The 21,766-nt window shown below is 65.2% G+C and carries 21 protein-coding genes and 1 riboswitch; of the genes, 9 read left to right on the plus strand and 12 right to left on the minus strand.

Annotation, left to right across the window (positions count from 1 at the left end):
* Positions 1–103: 103 nt before the first annotated feature.
* From ACX80C_RS04985 to thiC, 5 genes are all read right to left on the minus strand, one after another.
* On the minus strand, positions 104–334 hold the full coding sequence (locus tag ACX80C_RS04985; protein WP_459325159.1) for a DUF6480 family protein: 231 nt from the start codon (positions 332–334) through the stop codon (positions 104–106).
* A complete protein-coding gene (locus tag ACX80C_RS04990; RefSeq protein ID WP_459325161.1) occupies positions 331–615 on the minus strand; it encodes a hypothetical protein in 285 nt (94 codons plus the stop codon). The genes ACX80C_RS04985 and ACX80C_RS04990 overlap by 4 nt, the downstream gene beginning before the upstream one ends.
* A 108-nt stretch (positions 616–723) precedes the next feature.
* Positions 724–2,109 (minus strand): dihydrolipoyl dehydrogenase family protein, encoded by a 1,386-nt coding sequence (locus tag ACX80C_RS04995; protein ID WP_459325162.1) that lies wholly within the window; start codon positions 2,107–2,109, stop codon positions 724–726.
* Positions 2,110–2,214: 105 nt separating this feature from the next.
* Complete coding sequence (locus ACX80C_RS05000) at positions 2,215–3,528, minus strand: DUF2252 domain-containing protein (protein ID WP_459325163.1); 1,314 nt, start codon at positions 3,526–3,528, stop codon at positions 2,215–2,217.
* Between the two features lie 143 nt (positions 3,529–3,671).
* Positions 3,672–5,417 carry a phosphomethylpyrimidine synthase ThiC gene (gene thiC, locus ACX80C_RS05005; protein WP_459325164.1) on the minus strand — a complete coding sequence of 582 codons (1,746 nt, stop codon included), beginning with the start codon at positions 5,415–5,417 and terminating at the stop codon, positions 3,672–3,674.
* Positions 5,412–5,521, minus strand: a riboswitch (TPP riboswitch). (Overlaps the previous gene by 6 nt.)
* 61 nt (positions 5,522–5,582) lie before the next feature.
* Between thiC and ACX80C_RS05010 the strand changes: the two genes are divergently transcribed.
* Positions 5,583–6,398: a CPBP family glutamic-type intramembrane protease gene (locus ACX80C_RS05010; protein WP_459325166.1), complete on the plus strand. Its 816-nt coding sequence runs from the start codon at positions 5,583–5,585 to the stop codon at positions 6,396–6,398.
* A gap of 165 nt (positions 6,399–6,563) precedes the next feature.
* Here ACX80C_RS05010 and ACX80C_RS05015 read toward each other — a convergent pair whose 3' ends face one another.
* Positions 6,564–6,746 carry a hypothetical protein gene (locus tag ACX80C_RS05015; RefSeq protein WP_459325167.1) on the minus strand — a complete coding sequence of 61 codons (183 nt, stop codon included), beginning with the start codon at positions 6,744–6,746 and terminating at the stop codon, positions 6,564–6,566.
* Positions 6,747–6,778: 32 nt separating this feature from the next.
* Complete coding sequence (locus tag ACX80C_RS05020; protein WP_459325168.1) at positions 6,779–7,159, minus strand: hypothetical protein; 381 nt, start codon at positions 7,157–7,159, stop codon at positions 6,779–6,781.
* Between the two features lie 148 nt (positions 7,160–7,307).
* Between ACX80C_RS05020 and ACX80C_RS05025 the strand changes: the two genes are divergently transcribed.
* On the plus strand, positions 7,308–8,510 hold the full coding sequence (locus ACX80C_RS05025) for a mechanosensitive ion channel family protein (RefSeq protein WP_459325170.1): 1,203 nt from the start codon (positions 7,308–7,310) through the stop codon (positions 8,508–8,510).
* A gap of 211 nt (positions 8,511–8,721) precedes the next feature.
* On the opposite strand, the gene ACX80C_RS05030 is transcribed toward ACX80C_RS05025, so the two are convergent.
* The 3 genes from ACX80C_RS05030 to ACX80C_RS05040 all read right to left on the minus strand — a co-directional run bounded on the left by ACX80C_RS05030 (position 8,722) and on the right by ACX80C_RS05040 (position 11,710).
* Positions 8,722–9,114 (minus strand): hypothetical protein, encoded by a 393-nt coding sequence (locus ACX80C_RS05030; RefSeq protein ID WP_459325171.1) that lies wholly within the window; start codon positions 9,112–9,114, stop codon positions 8,722–8,724.
* A 197-nt stretch (positions 9,115–9,311) separates the two neighbouring features.
* A complete protein-coding gene (locus tag ACX80C_RS05035; RefSeq protein ID WP_459325172.1) occupies positions 9,312–10,313 on the minus strand; it encodes a nucleoside hydrolase in 1,002 nt (333 codons plus the stop codon).
* Positions 10,310–11,710 carry an MFS transporter gene (locus tag ACX80C_RS05040; protein ID WP_459325471.1) on the minus strand — a complete coding sequence of 467 codons (1,401 nt, stop codon included), beginning with the start codon at positions 11,708–11,710 and terminating at the stop codon, positions 10,310–10,312. Before ACX80C_RS05040 ends, ACX80C_RS05035 begins: the two co-directional genes overlap by 4 nt.
* Before the next feature lie 160 nt (positions 11,711–11,870).
* Here ACX80C_RS05040 and ACX80C_RS05045 point away from each other — a divergent pair, with 160 nt between their 5' ends.
* Genes ACX80C_RS05045 through ACX80C_RS05055 form a run of 3 tightly spaced genes read left to right on the plus strand, consistent with a single transcriptional unit; the run spans position 11,871 to position 14,027 of the window.
* Positions 11,871–12,614: a GntR family transcriptional regulator gene (locus tag ACX80C_RS05045; RefSeq protein ID WP_459325173.1), complete on the plus strand. Its 744-nt coding sequence runs from the start codon at positions 11,871–11,873 to the stop codon at positions 12,612–12,614.
* A 58-nt stretch (positions 12,615–12,672) separates the two neighbouring features.
* Positions 12,673–13,515 carry a ribokinase gene (locus ACX80C_RS05050; RefSeq protein ID WP_459325174.1) on the plus strand — a complete coding sequence of 281 codons (843 nt, stop codon included), beginning with the start codon at positions 12,673–12,675 and terminating at the stop codon, positions 13,513–13,515.
* Positions 13,512–14,027: a GNAT family N-acetyltransferase gene (locus tag ACX80C_RS05055; RefSeq protein WP_459325175.1), complete on the plus strand. Its 516-nt coding sequence runs from the start codon at positions 13,512–13,514 to the stop codon at positions 14,025–14,027. The genes ACX80C_RS05050 and ACX80C_RS05055 overlap by 4 nt, the downstream gene beginning before the upstream one ends.
* 62 nt (positions 14,028–14,089) lie before the next feature.
* Here the strand turns inward: ACX80C_RS05055 and ACX80C_RS05060 are convergent, their stop codons facing one another.
* Positions 14,090–15,958 carry a glycogen debranching N-terminal domain-containing protein gene (locus ACX80C_RS05060; RefSeq protein WP_459325176.1) on the minus strand — a complete coding sequence of 623 codons (1,869 nt, stop codon included), beginning with the start codon at positions 15,956–15,958 and terminating at the stop codon, positions 14,090–14,092.
* 153 nt (positions 15,959–16,111) lie between these two features.
* Here ACX80C_RS05060 and ACX80C_RS05065 point away from each other — a divergent pair, with 153 nt between their 5' ends.
* The 4 genes from ACX80C_RS05065 to ACX80C_RS05080 all read left to right on the plus strand — a co-directional run bounded on the left by ACX80C_RS05065 (position 16,112) and on the right by ACX80C_RS05080 (position 20,608).
* Positions 16,112–17,143, plus strand: a complete 1,032-nt coding sequence (locus ACX80C_RS05065; protein ID WP_459325177.1) for a LacI family DNA-binding transcriptional regulator — start codon at positions 16,112–16,114, stop codon at positions 17,141–17,143.
* 37 nt (positions 17,144–17,180) lie between these two features.
* Positions 17,181–18,431 (plus strand): sugar ABC transporter substrate-binding protein, encoded by a 1,251-nt coding sequence (locus ACX80C_RS05070; protein WP_459325178.1) that lies wholly within the window; start codon positions 17,181–17,183, stop codon positions 18,429–18,431.
* Positions 18,432–18,542: 111 nt separating this feature from the next.
* Complete coding sequence (locus ACX80C_RS05075; RefSeq protein WP_459325179.1) at positions 18,543–19,712, plus strand: carbohydrate ABC transporter permease; 1,170 nt, start codon at positions 18,543–18,545, stop codon at positions 19,710–19,712.
* Positions 19,712–20,608 carry a carbohydrate ABC transporter permease gene (locus ACX80C_RS05080; RefSeq protein WP_459325181.1) on the plus strand — a complete coding sequence of 299 codons (897 nt, stop codon included), beginning with the start codon at positions 19,712–19,714 and terminating at the stop codon, positions 20,606–20,608. Before ACX80C_RS05075 ends, ACX80C_RS05080 begins: the two co-directional genes overlap by 1 nt.
* A 69-nt stretch (positions 20,609–20,677) precedes the next feature.
* Here ACX80C_RS05080 and ACX80C_RS05085 read toward each other — a convergent pair whose 3' ends face one another.
* Positions 20,678–21,712, minus strand: a complete 1,035-nt coding sequence (locus ACX80C_RS05085) for an NAD-dependent epimerase/dehydratase family protein (protein ID WP_459325183.1) — start codon at positions 21,710–21,712, stop codon at positions 20,678–20,680.
* Positions 21,713–21,766: the final 54 nt, after the last annotated feature.

Genomic DNA, 21,766 nt, shown 5'->3' on the forward strand with positions numbered 1-21,766 from the left:
CTTCTGGAGCGCGACCACGGGTTGTTACTCGGCGTTATATCCGCCGGTGCATCGACACTGGACCCGTCAGCCTTCGCGGCCGGCGCGCAGGGGTGGCTCGATGTTAGAAGAAACCCGCTATGTAGCCCACGAAGAACAGCAGCCCCAGCAGCACAACAATCCCGATAAGAACGAGCCAGATCCGGGACGCGGCCTTGCCTGGCGCGTTCTCCTCATGCCCCTGCGGGCCACCGGTGCTGGCTTCGGCGGGCGGGGTCTCGCCCGGAGGAACACCGCCGCCCGGCTCCAGACCGGTGATCTTTTCCTTGTCCGGATCAGGGTTCTGGCTGCTCATGACTGCTCCTGGCTGTTCGACGCGTTGTTCGAATCGGCATTCGAATCACGCGCGGTTTCTCGCGGCGTCCAGGACATGGTGATGTTTGCGCCGTGCTCGGTCTCCGTGACGTAGAGGTGCAGGTCCTCGCCGTAGAGATTCTCGTCCTCCACCACGTCCCCGGCTTCATGCGCCATGTCCACGAGCCTGCTGATCGCAACCGCCATGGCCCGGCCCCAGTCATGTGGATGCTTGCTGTCCGATTCCTCGGTTGCCGAAAACTTCTTCTCCGCGCTGCCCATAGCTACTCCTCCCAGCTGTCATGACGGAGGCGCGGCAGTTTCGCCGTCCACCCTCCGACATTCATAAGCCAGCTTTGTAGTGATCCTCGTCCCACATTAGCAGTCTGCTCACCAGGAGTCTTTCCCTACCCCGCGCATGGCAGCCCGTGCAGCGTGCCCGATGATCGAGCTGTACGTCGGATACGCGAACTTCACCCGCGCCAGCGTCGCGACGTCAGTTCCTGCAGCCATCGCGGACGCCACCGCCTGGATCACCTCGACCGCGTTCTCACCCACCGCATGCGCACCAAGAATCAGTTCGCGGTGCCTGTCCGTGACAAGTTTCAGGAATCCCTGTTCCCGGTCGTCAATGATCGGCCGCTCCACGGAACCATAAGGAACGACGACGACGGCGCACCGGTCGTCGCGTTCGCGCGCCGCCGCTTCGGTGAGGCCCACACCGGCGTAATCCGGGTCGGTGAACCCACCCTCGGGCAGGAGGTGGTGCGGCGTGGTGCGGTGAGCACCGAGCACGGCGTTCTCCGCCGCCGTCTCGCCTTCGAAGACGGCTGCCTGCACGAGCATCGACGTACCGTTCGCATCCCCGGCAACGAAGATGTGGGGCACGTTCGAGCGCAGGTAGTTGTCCACCGGAATCGAGCTGCGTCCCGCTTCAATGCCCGCAGCGTCCAGACCCAGTCCGTCGATGTTGGCCGGCCAGCCCGCCGCCATGACCACGGCGTCAACCCGCGCCGAGTGGCCGCCATCGGTGCCGTGCCAGCGGATCTCAAGGCCGCCGTCGTCGTGCTGGTCTATGCCGTCCACGCCTCCGATACCCGTTTCCACCTGCACGCCGCGGGTCCGGAAGCCCTCGGTGACGGCGGCGGCGACGTCCTGGTCCTCGGTCAGCAGGATGCGCGGCGCGAGGTCCAGAAGGATCACGCGGGAGCCGAGCGCATCGAAGATCGTGGCGAGCTGCGCGCCGGTATGGCCGCCGCCGATGATCGCTACTGCTCCGGGGAGCTCGGTCAGGTCGAGTACGTCGGAGGGCAGCACGGCGTGCTCGGCGCCGGGGATCGGCAGCCTGCGTGCGCTGCCGCCCACGCAGAGGATGATGGAGGTCGCGGTGACCGTACGGCCGTCGAGGGTGACCTCATGCGGGCCGGTGAAAGAGGCGTCCCCGCTCAGGTGGGTGATGCCGAGGCGGCCCATGGCGCCGTCGTACGCTTTGGCTTCCAGCACCCGGTCCACGGTTGCGCGGACCCGCCTGATCAGCTGCGGCCAGTCCATCGCCGGCTCGTGGACCACGATCCCGTAGTCCTGCGCGGTGCGCACCTCCCGGTACAACCTCGCCGTCTTCGCGAGCACACGGGTGGGCACACAGCCCGAGTTCACGCAGGTGCCACCCAGCCGGGCGCGTTCGACGACGGCGGTCCGGGCACCGAGTTCGGCGGCGCGCGTTGCTGCGGCCATGCCGGCCGGCCCGGCGCCGATCACCAATACGTCAAAGTCCATGTATGTCTCCCCTTTCGGTATCGACTCTCCAATAGGTGACCGTTTGAACGTCCAAACGGTCACTTATTGGAGAGTCGATGCAGGTCTCTCCTAGGTGCGATGCGCTCAGGTCGAGGGGACGCCCGGGATGCGGTTCTCGCGGAACGCATCGACGAAGAGCGCGTGATCGCCGCGGACCGATTGCGCGTAGTCCATCGAGAATTCGATGATGTCATCGATGAACTCGTCGCGCCGTCCGTCGACCGCCTGCATGATGGCGCGCTCGGTCTGGAAATCCACGAGATCCTGTTCGCTGTCCTGGTCCGAAGCGCAGTGCACCTTGGCCGTCGCGCGGCCGAGGTCCACCAGTACCGGCTCAATTTCATCCGGTTCGGTGAGGTTGTCCCAGCGCAGGTCCGCCTTGTAAGGGGAAAGTTCATCGACAACGAAGCCGACGCCGTCCACCGTTGTGTAACCCAGGAACGTATCGGTATGCACTTGAAGCGCCCGCTGGCTGATGACCGTGCGGTGGCCGTCGTGCTCGAAGTAGGAACGCACCCGCTCATCCGTGACAATACGGCTGGGCGCGGCGACATTGCCCTGCTTCATGGAGATGATGATGTCATTCTCCAGCGCCTCGTTGTACCCCTCTATCAGCACGTTGTAAGCGGGCAGTCCGGCACTGCCGATGCCGAATCCCTTGCTGCCGACAATGTCCTTCACATGGTAGAAAATCTCCCGGCTGGACCGCTTGTCTTCCGGAATGGTGGCCAGGTAGCCCTCGAATGCCTTCGAGACCATTTCGTACTCCGCCTCGTCCAGTCGCCGGGTTTTGCTGTTGTCCCGAAAGTGCCGTTCGTGGTCATCGACGAGCGTCATGGCGTCCAGCAGGTCGGTGCGGCGGGACGCCCGGGCGGCGAGTAGCACGCGGTGAATGGTGCCGGAAGTGTTGCCGAGGTGGAGCGCGAAGTCGTCCTGGCCGGCGTCGTCGTAATGTTTGACCTGCTCCAGGTACGCCGAAAGGTACGTCCGCGCGAGGCTGCGGACCGCTTCGGCGGGCAGCGCCTTCTGCCAGGACATCAGCGCCAGCGAGGTCGTGAAACGCCGAAGGTCCCAGGAGAAGTGGCCGAGATAGGCCTCATCGAAGTCGTTGATGTCGAACGTGAGCTCACCCGTGCTGCTCATGTAGGTGCCGAAATTCTCCGCATGGAGATCGCCGTGGATCCAGACCCGGGCTGTGTTCTCGTCAGCCCACTTATCCTCCAGCTCGCGCATATCCGCGTAGAAGAGGCATGCGCTGCCGCGGTAGAACGCGAACGGATCGGCGGCCATCTTCCGGAATTTCGTCCGGAACCCGTGCGCGTCCGCCTCCATCAGCGGTTTGAATGCCTCCACGAGGGTGTCGGCAATGAGCAACTGGCGGTCTTCGTTGTCTCCCATTTCGCCAGTCTAGGCCGACGCCTTCCAAACGACGACGACGGCGGCAGCCCGTCGTCGTCGTCGTTCCACCGCATCGACTCTCCAATAGGTGACGTTTTGAAACGTTCAAACGGTCACCTATTGGAGAGTCGATGCTGAATGGGTTAGCGGGTGGGCAGCAGCACAGGGTCAGGGAGATAGACCTGCCCGCCGGCAGCACGGAACTCCTCGGATTTCGCAGCCATGCCGGCGATGGCGGCCTGTGCGTCTCCCGGTTCGAAAGAGGCCCCGAACTGGTCGCGGATGTCCTGGGAGATGCGCATTGAGCAGAACTTGGGACCGCACATGGAGCAGAAATGCGCGGTTTTGGCGGGTTCGGCCGGCAGGGTCTCGTCGTGGAATTCCTCGGCGGTGTCCGGATCCAGCGATAACGCGAACTGATCGCGCCAACGGAACTCGAACCGTGCCTTCGACAGGGCGTCGTCGCGTTCCTGTGCGCCCGGGTGGCCCTTCGCGAGGTCTGCCGCGTGGGCGGCGATCTTGTAGGTGATGACCCCGGTCTTCACATCGTCGCGGTTGGGCAGACCGAGGTGCTCCTTCGGTGTGACGTAGCAGAGCATCGCTGTGCCGTACCGGGCGATCTCCGTGGCGCCGATCGCCGAGGTGATGTGGTCGTAGCCGGGTGCAACGTCCGTGACCAGCGGCCCGAGCGTATAGAAGGGAGCGCCGTCGCACAGTTCCTGTTGCCGTTCGACGTTCTCGCGGACGAGGTGGAACGGGATGTGGCCAGGCCCTTCAACCATGACCTGGACGTCGTACTTCCAGGCGCGCTTCGTGAGTTCGGCAAGGGTGTCCAGTTCGGCGAACTGTGCGGCGTCGTTCGCGTCGGCGATGGAACCGGGCCGCAGCCCGTCGCCCAGGGAGAACGCGACGTCGTACCGGGCGAAAATCTCGCACAGCTCGTCGAAGTGCGTGTACAGGAAGTTCTCCTGGTGATGTGCCAGGCACCATCCGGCCATGATCGAGCCGCCGCGGGATACGATCCCGGTGACCCGCTGTGCCGTCAGCGGGACGTAGCGCAGCAGGACGCCGGCGTGGATGGTCATGTAATCCACGCCCTGCTCGCACTGTTCAAGTACGGTGTCGCGGAAGATCTCCCAAGTGAGCTCGTTGGCTTCGCCGTTGACCTTCTCCAGCGCCTGGTAGATGGGCACGGTCCCGATCGGCACGGGGGAGTTCCGGATGATCCACTCGCGCGTGGTGTGGATGTCGTCCCCGGTGGAGAGGTCCATGACGGTGTCGGCACCCCACTGGGTGGCCCACTGCATCTTGCTGACCTCCTCGGCGATGGAGCTGGTGACCGCCGAGTTGCCGATGTTTGCGTTGATCTTCACGAGGAACGCCTTGCCGATGATCATCGGCTCGGACTCGGGGTGGTTAACGTTGTTCGGGATGATCGCCCTGCCCGCGGCCAGTTCGGAGCGCACCAGTTCAACATCGCAGTTCTCACGAAGCGCGACGAACCGCATCTCCTCGGTGATGATGCCAAGACGCGCGTAGTGCATCTGCGTGACGCGCTTGCCCTTGCGACCTCGCAGCGGTTTCGGACGAGCGCCCTTCCACTCAGCGGAGGCGCGGCCGCGGCGCACGGCCGATTTGCCGTCGTCGACCAGGTTGCGTTCGCGTCCGCGATACTTTTCGACGTCGTTGCGTCCCCGGATCCAGGGTTTCCGCAGTGGGGCCAGGCCAATGGTGGGATCGCTGCCCGGTCCGGCTGTCCGGTAGACCCGCAGCGGAGGGTTCGGCACGCCGTTGGGCGAATCGGCGAGGGCAATCTCCGTCACCGGCACGGCAAGGGCATGCTCCTGGTCGTAGACATGGGACAGCGAATGCGAATCTAGTGCGCTCAAAGGACTCCTACTTCCTTCGCCGGCATTACCCGGACAGGTTCAACGGTCGCAGGCTGCGTCAGCCTGATCTCAGCCCCTGCAATGGGACACCCGTGTGGATGGAAATGACACTAACATGGCACTGGCCGGCGAGCGCGCCGCCCGCATCAGGCGTAAGCTCGAAGCATGATTGAAACGGCGAGCATCGACGCCCGCCCCCGGGTGTTGCCGGTAATCTCTGCCGCCCTTGTTTCCGTGTCCGGGTTTACGATGTTCGCGCTGGAGCAGCGGCTGATCGGTTATGCCGTGCTCGTCGCGGCGCTGGTAGTGGCAAATTTCTCCGGCCGGGCGCTGTTCAAGGACCTCTCACTGCTGGCCATCGGGCTGGCGATCATCAGTGCCGTACCCATCACCACGGACATCAGCTTCAGCCACATGACCATCATGGGCGCCGCGATGATCCTCGCAGTGGCGGTGCCTTACCTGCTCTCGAGGTTCGTATTCAAGGACCACGCGATCCGCTTCCCCGTCCTTACCGGCCAGAAGTGGACCCGGACCGAGCGCTGGTACCTGCTCGCCGTCGTCGTTATCGGGTATTTCCTGCTGCCCGTCTACATGATCCCTACGGGTGTGTATGAAAACTGGCCCGCCGCGTCGGATGCGGACACCATCGCGCGGCTGTTCCTCGGGACCAACGTCCTGGGCATCTGGGATGAGCTGTTCTTCATCTGCACGGCGTTCACGCTGCTGCGGCGCCACCTGCCGGACTGGCAGGCGAATATGTTGCAGGCGGTCCTGTTTACGTCCTTCCTGTGGGAGCTCGGTTTCCACGCTTGGGGGCCGTTCCTGATCTACCCGTTCGCGCTGATTCAGGCCTGGATCTTCTCGAAGACGAAGTCGCTCAGTTACATCGTCAGCGTGCACCTGCTCTTCGACTTTGTGCTGTTCCTTGTACTGCTGCACGCGCACAACCGCGAGTGGTTCGCGATCTTCCTGTACTAGTCTGGGTGGCCGCCGCAGCTTCGCAACGGATTCGTTGTCTTTCTGCGAACGGGGTTGGGCCGAACCTGCATCCGGAGCAGGTAAACAACGGATCCGCCGGTTACCCGCGAACGAGCGCGACGACGCTGCGCCTCCAGACCTCTCGGTGGGGCGTAGCAACCCTGATTAAAGCGGCTTCTCAGCGAGCTCCCTCACCCATTCAGGGGTGGGCTTGTTCAACTTGCTGTCCGTGGTGACTCGAAGTCGGGCGGCGAGGATCTGAACCTGCTCATCTTCCTGCGTCTTCGCGGCCTTTTGCGCAGTGCGCTTAGCCGCCTTCGCCTTACGGTCGTGAAGCGTGTCGCTCATGGTTGACCTCCTCTGCCGTTGCAGTTGTAACATCATTGTCTCCTACGCCCGCGCCATCGTCCACGGTTGGGCGGGTCGAGGATGATTTGCCACGCCGTCTGGAGCATCTCGGACTCCTCCTTTCCAGCCAGGTCGCTCTTTGCCAAGTGACCAAGCACCGCGAGTCCATGCTTCTTGCGCGCAGTGTTCTCGGAGGTGATGCAATCCAGCGCCCATTGGGCGCGGTGCCACCATTCAGAGCGCTGCTCCGATTCGCGGCGATGCAACAAGTTCTTATGCGCGAAATAAGCGGTAATGAGGGCGGCGGCCAGTATGGCCAACGGGCCGAAATCCGCCACGATCTCCCACCACTCGGTGCTGCTGGGCACAACGTCGACCGCAGAAGGCTCTGGCGTCCGCTCTGTGTCTCTCATAGTTGCCAACCTATCCGTGGCGGGCGACATTCCGGACTGCAGGCCGCGCAGGTGCGGGCGGTTAGGTTCGGCTCGCCAAGTGAATTGTCTCTCAGACGATTGGCGCCCGGTTGGACGTACCCCCGGGTGCTTCTGAGACGGTAGAACCATGGACTTTCTTGAGGCGATTGCTCCCATCCTTGCCACCGCGGGCGCGGTGCTTGCCGCCGTCGTACTGGGCTGGATCCTGCGCAAGGTCGCCACGCGCGCCCTGCGCAAGGTCCCCAAAATCCAGGAAGTGACGCGGAAGGCACGGGGTCCGCTGCAGGCGGTGCTCGCCGTCCTGGGCATCCGGATTGCGCTCGGCGCAACCGCGAGGGATACCCCGTGGTTCCCGCCGGTTGACTACGTGCTGGTCCTGGCGCTGATCTTCGCGCTGGCGTGGCTGCTGGTGGCCGTGCTTTCGATCATCGAAACGGTGGTGCTCCGGCATTACGAGAACTCGTCCAAGGATTATCGGCGCGGCCAGCGGCTCAAGACGCAGATCATGCTTGCACGGCGCGTGGCCGTGGCCGTGATCATCACGCTGGCGCTGGCGAGTGTGCTGTTGACGATCGATGAGGTGCGGGCGCTCGGCGCCGGCATTCTCGCCTCCGCAGGCCTGATTTCGATCGTGGCCGGCCTGGCGGTACAGAGTTCACTGAGCAACGTCTTCGCCGGTGTGCAGTTGGCGTTCACAGATGCCATCCGGGTGGACGACGTCGTGCTCGTCGAGGGCGAGATGGGCACCATCGAGGAGATCACCATGACCTACGTGGTGGTTCAGGCCTGGGATGAGCGGCGCCTCATTCTGCCGTCCACGTACTTCACGTCGACGCCGTTCGAGAACTGGACGCGGCGCCGCTCCGAGCTGCTGGGCACCGTGGAACTGGACCTTGACTGGCGTGTGCCGATTGAGCAGATGCGCAGCCATCTCCGCGAGATCCTCGACGCCTCCGACCTCTGGGACGGCCGCACCGGCACCCTCCAGATCACTCAGGCCACCGACGGCGTTGTGCGCGCGCGGATCCTCGTCAGCGCAGCAGACAGCGGTGCTATCTGGGACTTGCAGTGCCTTGTCCGCGAGAAGATGGTGGGCTTCATCCAGACCCGGTTCCCGGACGCTTTGCCGCGCCAGCGCTGGGAGGCGGTGACGGCGTCGTCGTCATATTCTTCCTCGGCTCCCCACACCGCGAACGACGACGGCGCCGGCCACCAACCGCGCGACGGGCGCCTCTTCACCGGTTCACCGGAAGCGGAGCGCCGTCGTGAGAATTTCAGCGGCCCGGGTGAGGACGTGCTCGACGAGCGGGAGGCCGGAAAGGCGTCCTGAGCCTCGTGGCGCCCGCCCGTGGCCGGGACCAGATGCGGCTCGAGCCGGTGCGTTGCATTGCGCATCCGGACCGCCGGAATAGAAACTGCCCGTAGGTTCAGGAACGCCGGTTCGAACCGGCAGCCCTGAACGCGCGGGCAGTTTCTACGCTGGACGGCTGGCCGGCTGGCCGGGCCCGACGACAACCGGCATGGTCGCAGGGTGCGCCCTGCTACGGAGTGTCCGCCACGATCCAATGCTCTGTTTGGCGGCATGTCTCCGGGAGGATTGCCTCCGGCAGTCCTCCTGGCGCGATTCCGCCTCCGAGGCGAATGGTGTCTCCCGGCGCGTACGTGCCCGAGGGCAACCGGAGCTCTCCATCCGCCCAGGACGTTTTGGTGCTCGGGAAGACGGGGAGTATTTCCGAGCCGCGTTCGTCCACAACGTACAGGCATCCGTCTTCCAGTGTCAGGGTCCCGGTGAGCAGGGCGTCCATGCCGCCTCCTTCATCCGAGATGTAGTAGGCCGCGGGTCCGAAGTCCTCCGGCGACGACGGGTTATCAGCCGAGCATGCGGCGACCGTCAGAAGCACGCCTATCGGGACGACCACACGTGGCAATCTCATGCCTTACTGTCCCACTTCGGGCGGTCCTTGCCTACGGTTTGTTTGCGAGGCTCTGCCCTTCTTCGTCGCGACCGGAATAGAAACTGCCCGCAGGTTCAGGAGCGCCGGTTCGAACCGGCAGTCCTGAACGTGCGGGCAGTTTCCTCGGTGAACGCCTGAACGCCTGAACGCCTGAACGCCTGAGCGCCTGAACGGCGTCAGACGGCAGCGGGCGCTTGCACGGCGGCGAGGCCAGGCGCCAACCCCAGCAGCCGCTCCACCAGGTGCGGCGCGAACTGCTCCTCAAGCTCAAGCACCACGCGGCAATGCGCCCCGGTCTGCACCGGGTAGCCGAGATACTGTCCGCGGAGGTCGCACACCGTTTGTCCGCGGCCGGGCCCGGCGGTGGTGTCGACGTCCACGGAAACCACCGGGGCGGTTCGCAGCGCCACACTTCCGACGGCGATCGCGGCCGCAAGGGGATCGTGCATTGCACAGCAGCGCCGCCCGAATATTCCCTCGTAGAAGCCGCTGTAGTGCGCCAACATCTCGCCCAACGCACTGACCAGCGGCGAGGGTGAAGCGAGCAACCGGGCAGCGTGTTCCTCCTCCAGGGCGTTGGACATGGTGACATCCAGCGGCACCAGGGTGATGCTCCAGGGCGCCGCAAAGACCTCCCGCGCAGCCTCCGGATCGTTGCCGATGTTCGCCTCTGCCACGGCGCTGATGTTGCCGGGGACCAGCGCGGCGCCACCCATGACGGTGATCTCCGCGACCAGTTCCGGCAGGCGCGGCTCCAGGCGTAGCGCTTCGGCGATGTTCGTCAACGGCCCGATTGCCAGCACCCGCAGCGAACCGGCGTGCTCGTGCGCAAGGCGGACCAGCATCTCGGCCGCCGTTTCGGTGATCACCGCTGATCCGGAAGCGGGAAGGAAGACCCCGCCCACGCCGTCGTGCCCGTGGACGTGCGGCGCACCGCCGCCGAACTCGCCGGACTGCGGATGATGTAGACCAACCGCCACCGGGATCGTGGAAAAGCCGGCCAGGGAAAGCAGCTTCAACGTGTTCTCAGCTCCCGCCGCCGCCGAGACGTTTCCGCTCACCGTGCCGATGCCGCAAAGGTCAACGGACGGTGTGGCGAGCAGGTAGGCGAGGGCGAGCGCATCGTCGATCCCGGTGTCGCAATCGAGGAAGAACGGTAACTTCGCAGGAGAGTTCATAGTGTTCCTTTCTGGGAATCTTCGCGGGGGGCGGGTACCAGCAGGCTGACCAGGAAAGCCGCAGCTGTGACCCCGACGGAAATCCAGAGCGCGACGGCGTAGCCGCCTTCGGTGCCGAGGCCAGCGAACGGGGCCACAAGCGCTACGCCGAGGCTCGCCCCCGTGCCGAAGGAGGCACCGTTGAGTCCGGGCAGGGCGCCAGGGGCATCCTTGGGCGAGAGCAGCACCGAGAGCCCGTTGACCGCGGTGAGGAAGAACCCGTTGTAGAAGATGCCCAGTGCTGCCACGGCCGCTAGGACCGCCCATTGGTTATCGGCGAACAGGGCGGCTGCGATGGCGCACGCCAGGCTCATGGCGGTGCCGATGCGCAGGGTCTTGATCCACCCCGTCCTGCTGGTCAGCCAGCCCGCCAGGGGAGCCGCGAAGACGCCGATCAGCGCAGCCGGCGTCAGGAACAGCAGTGCCGAAAGTGAGGCGGTCAGGCCGAAGCCGTTCTCGGCATCCTGGCTGAGGAGCACCACCGTGAAGTTCATGATCGCAAAGATGCCGGTCAGTGTGAGCACTGTAGTGGCGATGACGGTCCATACATTCCGTGAACGGAGGTGATGCACGGCGATCAGCGGCGAAGACCTGCGCTTTTCCAGGAAGTAGAAGCATGCGAAGGCGGCGGCGGTCGCCCCGCCCAGCAGGAGCGTCTGGACCGAGGCCCATCCCGCGGCGGATCCAGTGGTCACGAAGTAGCTCAGGCACACCAGGAACACGGAGAGGAACGCCGCGCCCCACCAGTCCATGCGCCCGGTCGACGACGACGGCGTCCGCCCGCCAGGGACGACGGCCAGGATGCAGACGGCCGCGATCGCGGTGAGACCCAGCACAACGAGGAAGATCGAGCGGAAACCGAACGCCTCGGTCATGAGCCCGCCCAGGTAGCCGTCGAAGCCGGCAACCCCGCCGTTGACCGCGGCGAGGATGCCCACGGAGGTTCCGAACATGCGGGAGTCAAGGTTCTCACGCAGGACGATGTAGGCCAGGGCGAAGATTGCGCTGGATACGCCCTGCAGGAAGCGGCCGACGATCAGCAGCGGAAGTGTTGGGGCCAGCAGGCAGAGCACGGTACCGGCTGCCATTACGCCTAGTACCAACAGCAGGGCGCGGCGGCGGCCGAGGAAGTCGCTCCACCTGCCCATGATGGGCCCGGAGATCGCACCCGCGAGGAAGAACATGGACTGGACCTGTGCCACGGCGGCGGAATCGGCGTCGAAATCTGCACCGATCTGCGGAAGTGCGGGGGTGACCATGCTCGCGTTGAGCTGGAAGGAGAGGACGCCGAGGAGGAGCGTCGTGATGAGGATGGAGGCTTTCGGGCTTCGTCGTGTTGGTGGGGCTTCTTCGGCCACCGGCGACGCCGAGGGTGGTGTGAGCACGGCAAACTCCTTTGTTTCGATCAGGGCGTGTCACTCAGATACGAGTTGTTATACAACCATGTATGACGCGCAAGTACAACGTGTGGTGAAAATCGCGTAATATCTCAGTACCTTCGACGAACTGGGGCCACCGATGAACTCTGCAGAAAATCCGCTGGCCGGTCCGCTCAATGCCGGGCCGGGCTTGCCGCTCCGCGTGGCCGCCTACTCCCGCATCGCCGAGGCGATCCGGACGGGCGTACTCCGCGCCGGCTCGCTGCTACCCACCGAAACGGAACTGGGTACGGCGATGGAGGTCAGCCGGACGGTCATCCGGGAAGCCCTCATGCTGCTGGAAGAGGACGGACTGGTCCGGGCCAAGCGGGGAGTGGGGCGGTTTGTCTGCGAGTCCCTGCCCCGCCTCGGAATCGAGCATCTTCAGCCCTTCGAGGAACTCTTCGACGCACCCGGCCATAGCCTGTCCCTGAAGCGGATCCAGGAAGTCCGGCAGCCTGCGTCGGAGTTCATTGCACCCGGAATCGGGGTCCGGCCGGACGAGGAAGGTCTCCTGTGGGAGACCGTCATCTCCCGGGACGGTGAGGAAATCGCGCACCTCCAGGAGCACATCTCCACCGGTCACAACCTGCCGGAGGACTCATCCGGCACGACGACGATGTTCGCTGCCCTCAAGAATGACCTCGGCTCGGCGCTCGGGCCGGGCAACTGCGAGATCGGACTCACCGTAGTGGGTCCAAGCCGTGCGAAGCTGCTGGCCCTGCGACCATCCGATTCCGTCCTGGTCCTCACCCAGTACGTCCGCCGCGCCGGCGCACCGTTCTACCTGGCCAAGTGCCTGATCCCCGCTCGGGCCGGCCAGCTGGCCATCCGGCAGTCCTGACGTTTCAACCCTCCTGACGCTTCAACCCTCCTGACGCTTCAACCCCCAAGGAATCCCCATGACCAACCCCAGGCTGACCGTGCTCGGCAGCATCAACCTCGACATCATCGCCACAGCCGAACGCCTGCCGACCGCCGGTGAGACCATCGGTGACGGGACGCTCACGCAGCAGCCCGGCGGCAAGGGTGCCAACCAGGCGGTTGCTGCCGCGAGGCTCGCCGGATCGGCGCAGCTTATCGGTGCAGTGGGCGACGACGACGCCGGCCGCCTGATGCTCGATTCCCTCGCCTCCGCGGGGGTGGAAACCGCGAAGGTGGCACGCCGCAGCTCGCCGACCGGAACCGCGTTGATCGTGGTGGATGCGAAGGGGGAGAACCAGATTGTCGTCTGCCCGGGCGCCAATAGCGAGGTCTCCGTTGACGGCGTCGACTTCGCCGAGGACCAGGTGCTCCTGTGCCAACTGGAGATCGGCGTCGACGTCGTGGTTGAAGCGTCCCGCAGCCATCCGGGCTTTTTCGCGTTGAACGCTGCTCCGGCGCAATCCCTTCCTGCGGAGCTGGTGGAGCGCTGCGACCTCGTGATCGTGAACGAAACCGAGTACGAGCTCATCCCGGAACTGGCCTCCGCGAAGCTCGTGGCGGTGACCTACGGCGCCGAAGGTTCTGCACTGTATCGGGACGGCCGGCTCGCCGCCCGGGCTCCCGGGCGGAAGGCCAAGGTGGTCAACACCATCGGCGCCGGCGACGCCTTCTGCGCAGCGCTGGTATTGGCATTGCGGGACGGCCTCGCCGACGAGGAAGCGTTGACCGTGGCCAACGCGGTGGGCGCCGATGCAGTGGGGCAGTTGTCCTCGCAGCCGGATCTGGCGCCGCTCGTACGGTACATTGAGGGCGCTTCTTGAGCACTGCACTGAAAGCGAAGCTCTCGTTCCGGTTGGCGTGCAGGGAAAATTTCGACGTGGTTCGCCGGATCACGCTCGATGCGTACCTGGCCGCGGGGCACGTCGATGAGGCGCACCCTTACCTGCGGATTCTCGCTGACGTTGAGCGCCGGGCCGAGTCGGCTCAGGTCTGGCTGGCCGATTACGACGGCGGACCAACCGGCACCGTCATGCTCACCGGTGCGGGGGAGCCGTACACCGAGGTCGCCCGGGAGAAGGAGCTCGAGTTCCGGATGCTCGCGGTGGATCCGGCTGCGCAGGGCAATGGTGTGGGCTGTGCAATGGTGGAGTGGATCCTGGGCCGGGCCCGCGCTCTCGACGGGATTGACGCCGTCGTGCTCACCAGCGCCTCCTATATGGTGCCCGCGCACCGGCTTTACGAATCGCTCGGGTTCGAGCGGGTGCCCGAGCGGGACTGGAGCTTCGACGGGACCGAAAGGAACCTCTGGGTCTTCCGCCACGCCCTCCTCTAAATCGACTCTTCAATAGGTGACCGTTTGAGCGCTCAAACGGTCACCTATTGGAGAATCGATGCCTAGAAGAGCGCCCCGAGCGCCTGCGCGATCGGCACCGCCGACGCCGCCGCCCACGCCTGCGGACGGCACGACGCCGGGTAGGGCACCGGCGGCCACATGTCTTCCGCCGAATGCCCCGAGAAGAGCTCGGGCAGCCGCCAGTCGAATCCTTCAGCAGCACGGAGCAGACCAGTTGCGACCACGGACGCCTCTTCCGCGAACCCGTCCTTCAGTAGGCCGCTGATGATCATGCCGGTGTCATGGCTCCACACCGAACCGGCGTGGTACCGGGTGGGCCAGAACCCGCCGTTCGTGGTGGATACCGTGCGGATGCCGTAACCGGAGAACATTGTGGGATCCATGAGCCGGCGGACCACCTGTGCCTGCTCCTCCTCGTTGAGAATGCCCGTGCCAAGGAGGTGGCCCATGTTGCTGGTGACGCCGTCGACCGCTCGCTTGGAAGCGTCCAACGCAATCGCAGGGTAAGGGCCAAAGGAATCCGTGCACCAGAACGCCTCACGGAACCGCAGCTGCAGTTTCTCCGCGTACCCGCGCCAGTCATCTCCACCGGGCCGGCCGAACGCGTCGAGCAGCGCAGCCCCGCCCATCGCAGCCTCGTACGCGTACGCCTGCACCTCGGCAAGGGCAATCGGCCCGTCAGCGAGCGAGCCGTCATGCCAGCGGATCGAGTCCCCGGAATCCTTCCACCCCTGGTTCGCCAGCCCATGCCCGCTTTCGTCCTGGTACTCAAGGAAGCCGTCGCCGTCGGAATCGCCGTGGTCGCGCAACCAGACGAGCGCCGCGTCGAGCTGGTCGAGTAAACCCTCGACTTCCGACGCCGGAAGCCCGGCCCGCCAGGCATCGTGCAGCAGGCAGATCCACAGGGGAGTGGCGTCGATGGTGCCGAAGTACACCGGTGGCAGGGATACCCCCGAGCCGCCCTCACTGAAGGAGAGCGTGCTGCGGCGCACCTCATGAAGGATCTTGCCGGGCTGTTCGGCGGTTTCAGGATCGGTGGAGTCACCTTGGCGCGCAGCGAGGGCGCGCAGCGTGCTGCCTGCCAACCGGATGTCCACCGGCAGCAGCAGGCGTGCAGCGATCAGCGAATCCCGCCCGAACATCGTGAAGAACCATGGAGCCCCTGCGGCCAGGAACGCATCATCCGGGTGGGCGGCGGTTGCCATGCGCAAACCGTTCAGGTCAGAGATCGAGCGTTCCATCAGCCGCCGGCCAGCGAGCCCGGAGACAGCCGGAACCGAAAGTCCCGGTCCGCGCGGCGCCACCATCGGCGCGCTCGTGTCCGACACTGAAAGCCGCCAGGGGAGTACGACGACGGCGCCGGGCTCCACGTCCACGTTCCAGGTCAGGGCGATGCGGCCGTCGTCGTAATCAGTGTGCGCGCTGGGTGCCTCGAGGGAGGCGGTAGTGGCCTCATTGCGCCAGTTCCACTGTGGCCCGGTCACCGTGACCGGGCCACCGGTCACGCCGGACTTCACCTGCTCCATGGGCGTGTTGTCTGCCTCGAGGACAAGCTGCACCTCAAGGCGGACCAGGAAGTTGTACGCGGATTCAATCCGCAGCTGTTCGGAGATGCCGCTGGCGTCCGCAGTGCGGGTGCGGGTGAGGTACATCAGCGGATCGGCCACCTGTGACTGGACCCGGACGAAGTGCAGGTAATCGACCTGTTGGGCAGAGCGCACCTGAGTGGAAACCCAGTCCGGTTCCTCGCCGTTGACGGTGAGCACCGCGGAGCGGATCACGCGATCATCTCCGCAGTGGATGCCCTGCGCTCCGTTGCTCCGAATCTGGCCATACGGATCAGCCCACGCCTGGACAGGAGCACTGAAGACGCCGGTGAGGTTGTGCAGGAAAGGCTGTAGATACGCCACGTAAGGTGCTCCTCATTCCATAACGGACAGGTGGGCGTTGCCTCGAGCTTAGCGCCGTCGTCGTTATTAGATCGTTCAAATTAGTGATTGACATCATATTTGAACGTTCATATTCTGTAAACCAGTAACCAATCGAAGGCGGAAGGAAACAGCATGGCAAAAACCACGCTCGTCAGCCTGGCTGACTCCCTCGGTGTCTCGCGGCAAACCGTGTCCAACGTGATCAACGCCCCGCACCGGGTGAAGCCGGAGACCCGCTTGCGCGTGCAGAACGCCATCATGGAGAGCGGCTACCGTCCCAGCGCGGCCGCCCGCCAGCTGCGCACCCGCCGGTCGATGAACCTCGGCATCCGCATGATGCCGGTGGTGGACGGGATCAACGGCTCCATCCTGGACCGCTTCCTGCACGCGCTCACCGAAGCCGCCCAGCAGGAGGGTTACCGGCTCACCCTGTTCTGCGCGGACTCCGACGCCGAGGAGATCCGCCAGTACGAGGATCTCCTCAAAGTCGCTGACCTTGACGGCTTCGTCCTCACCGGCACCCACCACGGGGATGATCGCACCGCCTGGCTCCTCGAGAGCGGGGTGCCCTTCGCCGCGTTCGGCCGCCCCTGGAGCAGCGTCGAGGACCCGTTCGAGTCCCGCCACCCCTGGGTGGATGTCGACGGCGGTGCGGGCACCGAACAGGCTACGCGCGTCCTGGTCGACCAGGGACACACCGCGGTCGGCTTCCTCGGCTGGCCCGAGGGCTCGGGCGCCGGCGATGACCGCCGTGCCGGCTGGAACCGTGCGATGGGGTCGGCGGGACTTCCCACCGAGAATCTCGACATCCGGGCCGACGACGGCGTCCCCGCTGGAGCGCAGGGTGCCGAACGCCTTGTTGGTAAGGGCGCCACCGCCGTCGTCTGTGCCAGTGACTCACTCGCCCTTGGCGCAGCGGCGAAGATGAGGCAGTTGCTGCCCAGTCACGGGTCTCCCGCTGTCATCGGCTTCGACGACACCCCGGTTGCCGCCGCCGTCGGGCTTTCCAGCGTTGCACAGCCCACGGAAGACGCAGCCCGGCACCTGATCTCCGTACTCGCACACCAGCTTGCCGAGGGGGATGAGGAAACCGCCCCGGAGCGGCACCTTATCCTGACTCCCAGCCTGATCCAGCGCACGCCCTACTCATTCAGCAGCATGTGACCGTCCACCCCGAAATCAAGAAACAAGGAATCAGACAATGAAGACTGCACATCCCCGAAAGCGGCTGGCTGTCGCCATCACCGCGGCATCCGTGCTCGCCCTCACAGCGTGTGGCGGCTCGGGCTTCGATGAATCCGCAGAGGAGGGCGGCGAACAGACGCAGGCAACTGACGCACCCGTGAGCGTCCTCATCGGCTCCTCGGGCGACGCGGAGACGGAGGCGGTCAACACCGCCGTCGACGCCTGGGCCGGCGAGTCCGGCGTGGAGGCCTCCGTGATAGTGGCCTCCGACCTGACGCAGCAGCTCAGCCAGGGGTTCGCCTCGGGTGAGCCCGCCGACGTCTTCTACCTTTCCACCGACGCCTTCGCCGGCTACGCAGCAAACGGTTCGCTGGAACCGTACGGCGAGGACCTCGAGAACAAGGACGACTACTACCCGGCGCTTCGCGAGGCGTTCACCTACGAGGACCAGCTGTACTGTGCGCCGAAGGACTTCTCCACGCTCGGGCTCATCATCAACACCACCATGTGGGAGGAAGCCGGGCTGACCGAGGATGACATCCCCACCAACTGGGATGAACTCGCCGCTGTCGCCGAGCAGCTGACAACGGACGGCGTCGTCGGGCTGGGCTTCAGCCCCGAGTTCCAGCGCCTGGGCGTCTTCACCGCGCAGGCGGGCGGCGGCTTGGTGACCGACGGCGAAGCCACCGTGGCGAGCCCCGAGAACGCCGAGGCTCTGGGCTATGTAAAGCAGATGATGACCGACGGCGTTGCCGCCTACTCCTCTGATCTCGGCGCAGGCTGGGGCGGCGAAGCCTTCGGCAAGGGCCTCGCGGCGATGGTCATCGAGGGCAACTGGATTGCCGGTGCCATGACCAATGACTTCCCGGACATCGCCTACCAGGTTGCTGAGCTACCCGCCGGACCCAGCGGGCAGGGCACGCTGCAGTTCACCAACTGCTGGGGGATCGCAGCGGACAGCGACAACGTCGAGGGCGCCAAGGCCCTGGTGGAGCACCTCACCTCGCCGGAGAGCCAGCTCGCGTTCGCTGAGGCGTTCGGCGTGATGCCGTCACTGCAGTCGGTCGCGGGTGACTGGTCCGAGCAGTACCCGGACCTGGCGGCGTTTATTGCGGGAGGCGAGTATGCGCAGAACCTTCCGGCCCAGCAGGGTGCGGCGGATGTGCTGTCGGAGCTGAACTCGCAGCTGGAGTCCCTGGAGTCTTCGGAGCCGCAGCAGATCCTCGAATCCGTGCAGCCGTTGATGGAATCCGTGCTCGCCGGCTGATGCCGGCTTACTGACTCGCAGCGGCGCCCCCTTACCTGAGATCCCTTGTTCAAGGGGTCAGGGGCGCCGCCGCGAAAAACCCCGTAGCGGCAAAAGATCGAGGCTTCCCAGATGACATCCCATCAAGCATCCCAGTCAAAACCGGCGCGGTCCGCTCCGCAGCGCCGCGGCAGCATTCGCGGCAAGCAGGGACTGGCCGGCTGGCTGTTCATCGCCCCGATCATCCTGATCCTCGGGTTGTTCCTCGTGATCCCGGTCCTGATGGCGGCATGGGTGAGCGTCTCGGACTGGACCGGACGCGGCAGCCCGTTCTCCGGCTCCGTGAACTTTGTCGGAACGGAGAACTACTCAACGATCATCGGCGGTGAAGGACTGATCGGCCGGGACTTCGGAACTTCGATACGGAACAACTTCTACTACGTGGTGCTGGTTGTTCCGCTGCAGACAGCGCTCTCGCTCTTCCTTGCGGTGATGGTCAACCGGCAGATCCTCAAGGGCCGCGGATTCTTCCGGACCGCGTTCTACTTCCCGTCCGTCACCAGCTCGGTTGCGATCACGGTCCTGTGGCTGTTCCTCTTCAGCGCATCCGGCGTGGTGAACAAGGTACTGTCCTTCTTCGCCATCGAGTGTCCCAACTGGTTCCAGGATCCGCGCGGTGTGCTGCACATCCTGCTGGGAGTTGTGGGGCTCGACCAGGCGCCGGATGCCCTCCAGGATCCCGCTTTCCTCGGCATCAGCGGCTGGGAGTGGCTCGCCGGGCCATCGGTTGCCATGACGGCCTTTGTCCTGATGGCCATCTTCACTACTTCGGGAACGTTCATGCTGCTCTTCATCGCCGCGCTGCAGAACGTTAGCGGCGAAGTGCAGGAGGCCGCAATGATGGACGGCGCCACGGGTTGGCAGCGGTTCCGTCGCGTCACCCTTCCGATGCTGCGGCCAACCCTCTTCACCGTACTGACGCTCGGGCTCATCGGTACGTGGCAGGTCTTCGACCAGATCTACACCGGCACCCAGGGCGGTCCGGCCAAGACCACGCTGACGCCGGCGTACCTGTCCTTCAACTCGGCATTCGTCGACCAGCAGTGGGGGGTGGGTGCGGCCATCGCGTTCGTTCTGTTCGCGATCATCGTGGTCCTCACCCTGGTCCAGCGCTGGGCACTGCGGGAGCGCGATGTACCACGACGACGGCGGATGGTACCCGCGGGGGTCAGCGCCGGTTCCAGCGCCGCAGCCGCACCCGGCACCGCGGCGCCGAAGGACGAGAAGAGGGACACCCACTGATGAGCACGGCAACCGCACCCGCCCCGGAAACTACGAGCCGCCGTCGTCATCCTGTCTCGCCTGCGCGGCGCAGGGCAACCCGCGGCGCGTGGATCACGTACGGCATCCTCATCGCACTCGCGATCATCTACATCTTCCCGTTCCTGGTGCAGGTGGCGACGTCCTTCAAGACCGAGCCCGAAGCGGCACAGGACCCGCTCAGCCTCATCCCGCAGAACTGGACGGTGGCCGCGTACGAAGGGTTGTTCGCGAACTCCGACTTCCCGCTGTGGGGGCTGAACTCGTTCATCGTCACGGTGTTCGTGACGCTCGGGCGGGTCTTCTTCGACTCGCTGGCCGGCTACGCACTGGCCCGTATACCGTTCCGGGGGCGCGGTCTTGTGTTCGCGCTGCTGGTCGCGGTGATGGCGGTGCCCGGCGTCGTACTTTTGATCCCCAAGTTCCTGGTCATCAACCAGCTGGGCATTTACGACTCCTACACCGGCATGATCCTGCCCCTGCTCGCGGACGCGGCGGGCGTGTTCATAATGAAGAACTTCTTCGAGTCGATTCCGGTCAGCGTGGAGGAGCAGGCTCGGATCGATGGCGCCGGAACGTTCCGCACGTTCTGGTCGGTGGTGCTGCCGATGGCGCGGCCGGCGGTCATGACAATCGTGATCCTGTCCTTCCAGGGTTCCTGGAACGAGCTCAACCACTTCATCATCTCCACGCAGGATCCTTCGCTGACCACGCTGACCAAGGGGGTTGCCCAGCTGGCGTCCGGCGCGTTGAGCCAGGGCACTCAGTATCCGCTGAAGCTCGCGGCGGCGGCGCTGATGACGGTTCCCGTGGCGATCGTGTTCTTCGTGTTCCAGAAGCGGATCATGAACGCATCGGCGGGTGCCGTGAAGGAGTGAATCGACTCTCCATTAGGTGACTGTTTCAGCGCTCTAACGGTCACCTAATGGAGAGTCGATGCCAGGGGGTTACCGCCCGGGACGCAGGCTCGGCGAGCCATGCACGCCGGCGCCGTCGGCCATCCCGTCGATCACCTCGCGCATCGCCGCAACCGAGGATCGCGTGGGCTCCCAGCCCAGCAACGTGCGTGCGCGGTCCGTATTCATCACCGGTGCTCCCGCCGCCATGTCGATCCAGCCCGGGTCCGTCGCCTGCAGGTGCAGGCTCCATGAGGCGGCGACGACGGCGCGCAGCACCGAGACGGGGATATCGAGCACCCGCTTGGCGCCGAGCAGCCCACCCACCAGCGCGGGAGTCAGCACCGGTTCAGCGGCAATATTGAACGCTCCCGAGGCCCGCTGGTCCACGATCCTCCAGTACGCATCAGCCATATCTGCCGCGTGCACTGACTGGAAGATGAGCTGCGAGGGAATGGGCAGCACCGGAATCTTCAGCTTGTTCAGGATGGATTTGGGAACCAGCGGGCCGAGGAAGAACCGGCCGATCTCCTCGCCCGCATCCGCCTGGAAGATGAGGCCCGGGCGCACCCTGGCCACCGGGATTTCGGGGTAGTCGCGCTCGAATGCATCGAGGAGGTCCTCCTGCGCCGCCTTGTGGCGGCTGTAATGCGAGGTCGGGATGCCCCCGGTCGGCCAGTCTTCGGTCACTGGCTGGTCCTTCGGTGCCGGGCTGTAGGCACCCACCGACGAGGCGCAGACAAAGTGCCTCACGCCGGCGTCGGCCGCGGCCTGCAGGGTGTTCTGCGTGCCGGTCACGTTGGTGCGGTGCATCGCATCTTCGTCGCGGTTGGGCTGGATAGCCCAGGCCAGATGTACGACGGCGTCGGCCCCCTTGAGCGCCTCGGTGAGGACTTTTCGGCCGGCATCGGTGCCGACGTCGGCGGTGTGCCACTCAACCCCGGTGTAGGGAGGGTGCTCCAGTGACGGCTTGCGGCGGGAGACGCCAACGAGGGAGATGTCCGGATTCTCCTGGCGAGCCTGCTGGAGACGTCGCAGGACCGCCGTTCCCACGTTGCCGGTTGCTCCGATGACAGCGATGCGCATTTGCGACCCTTCGATTGGCTGGAAAGTCTCTGGCGGCCTGAAATCCACACTAAA

This window comes from Arthrobacter tecti (assembly GCF_054511355.1).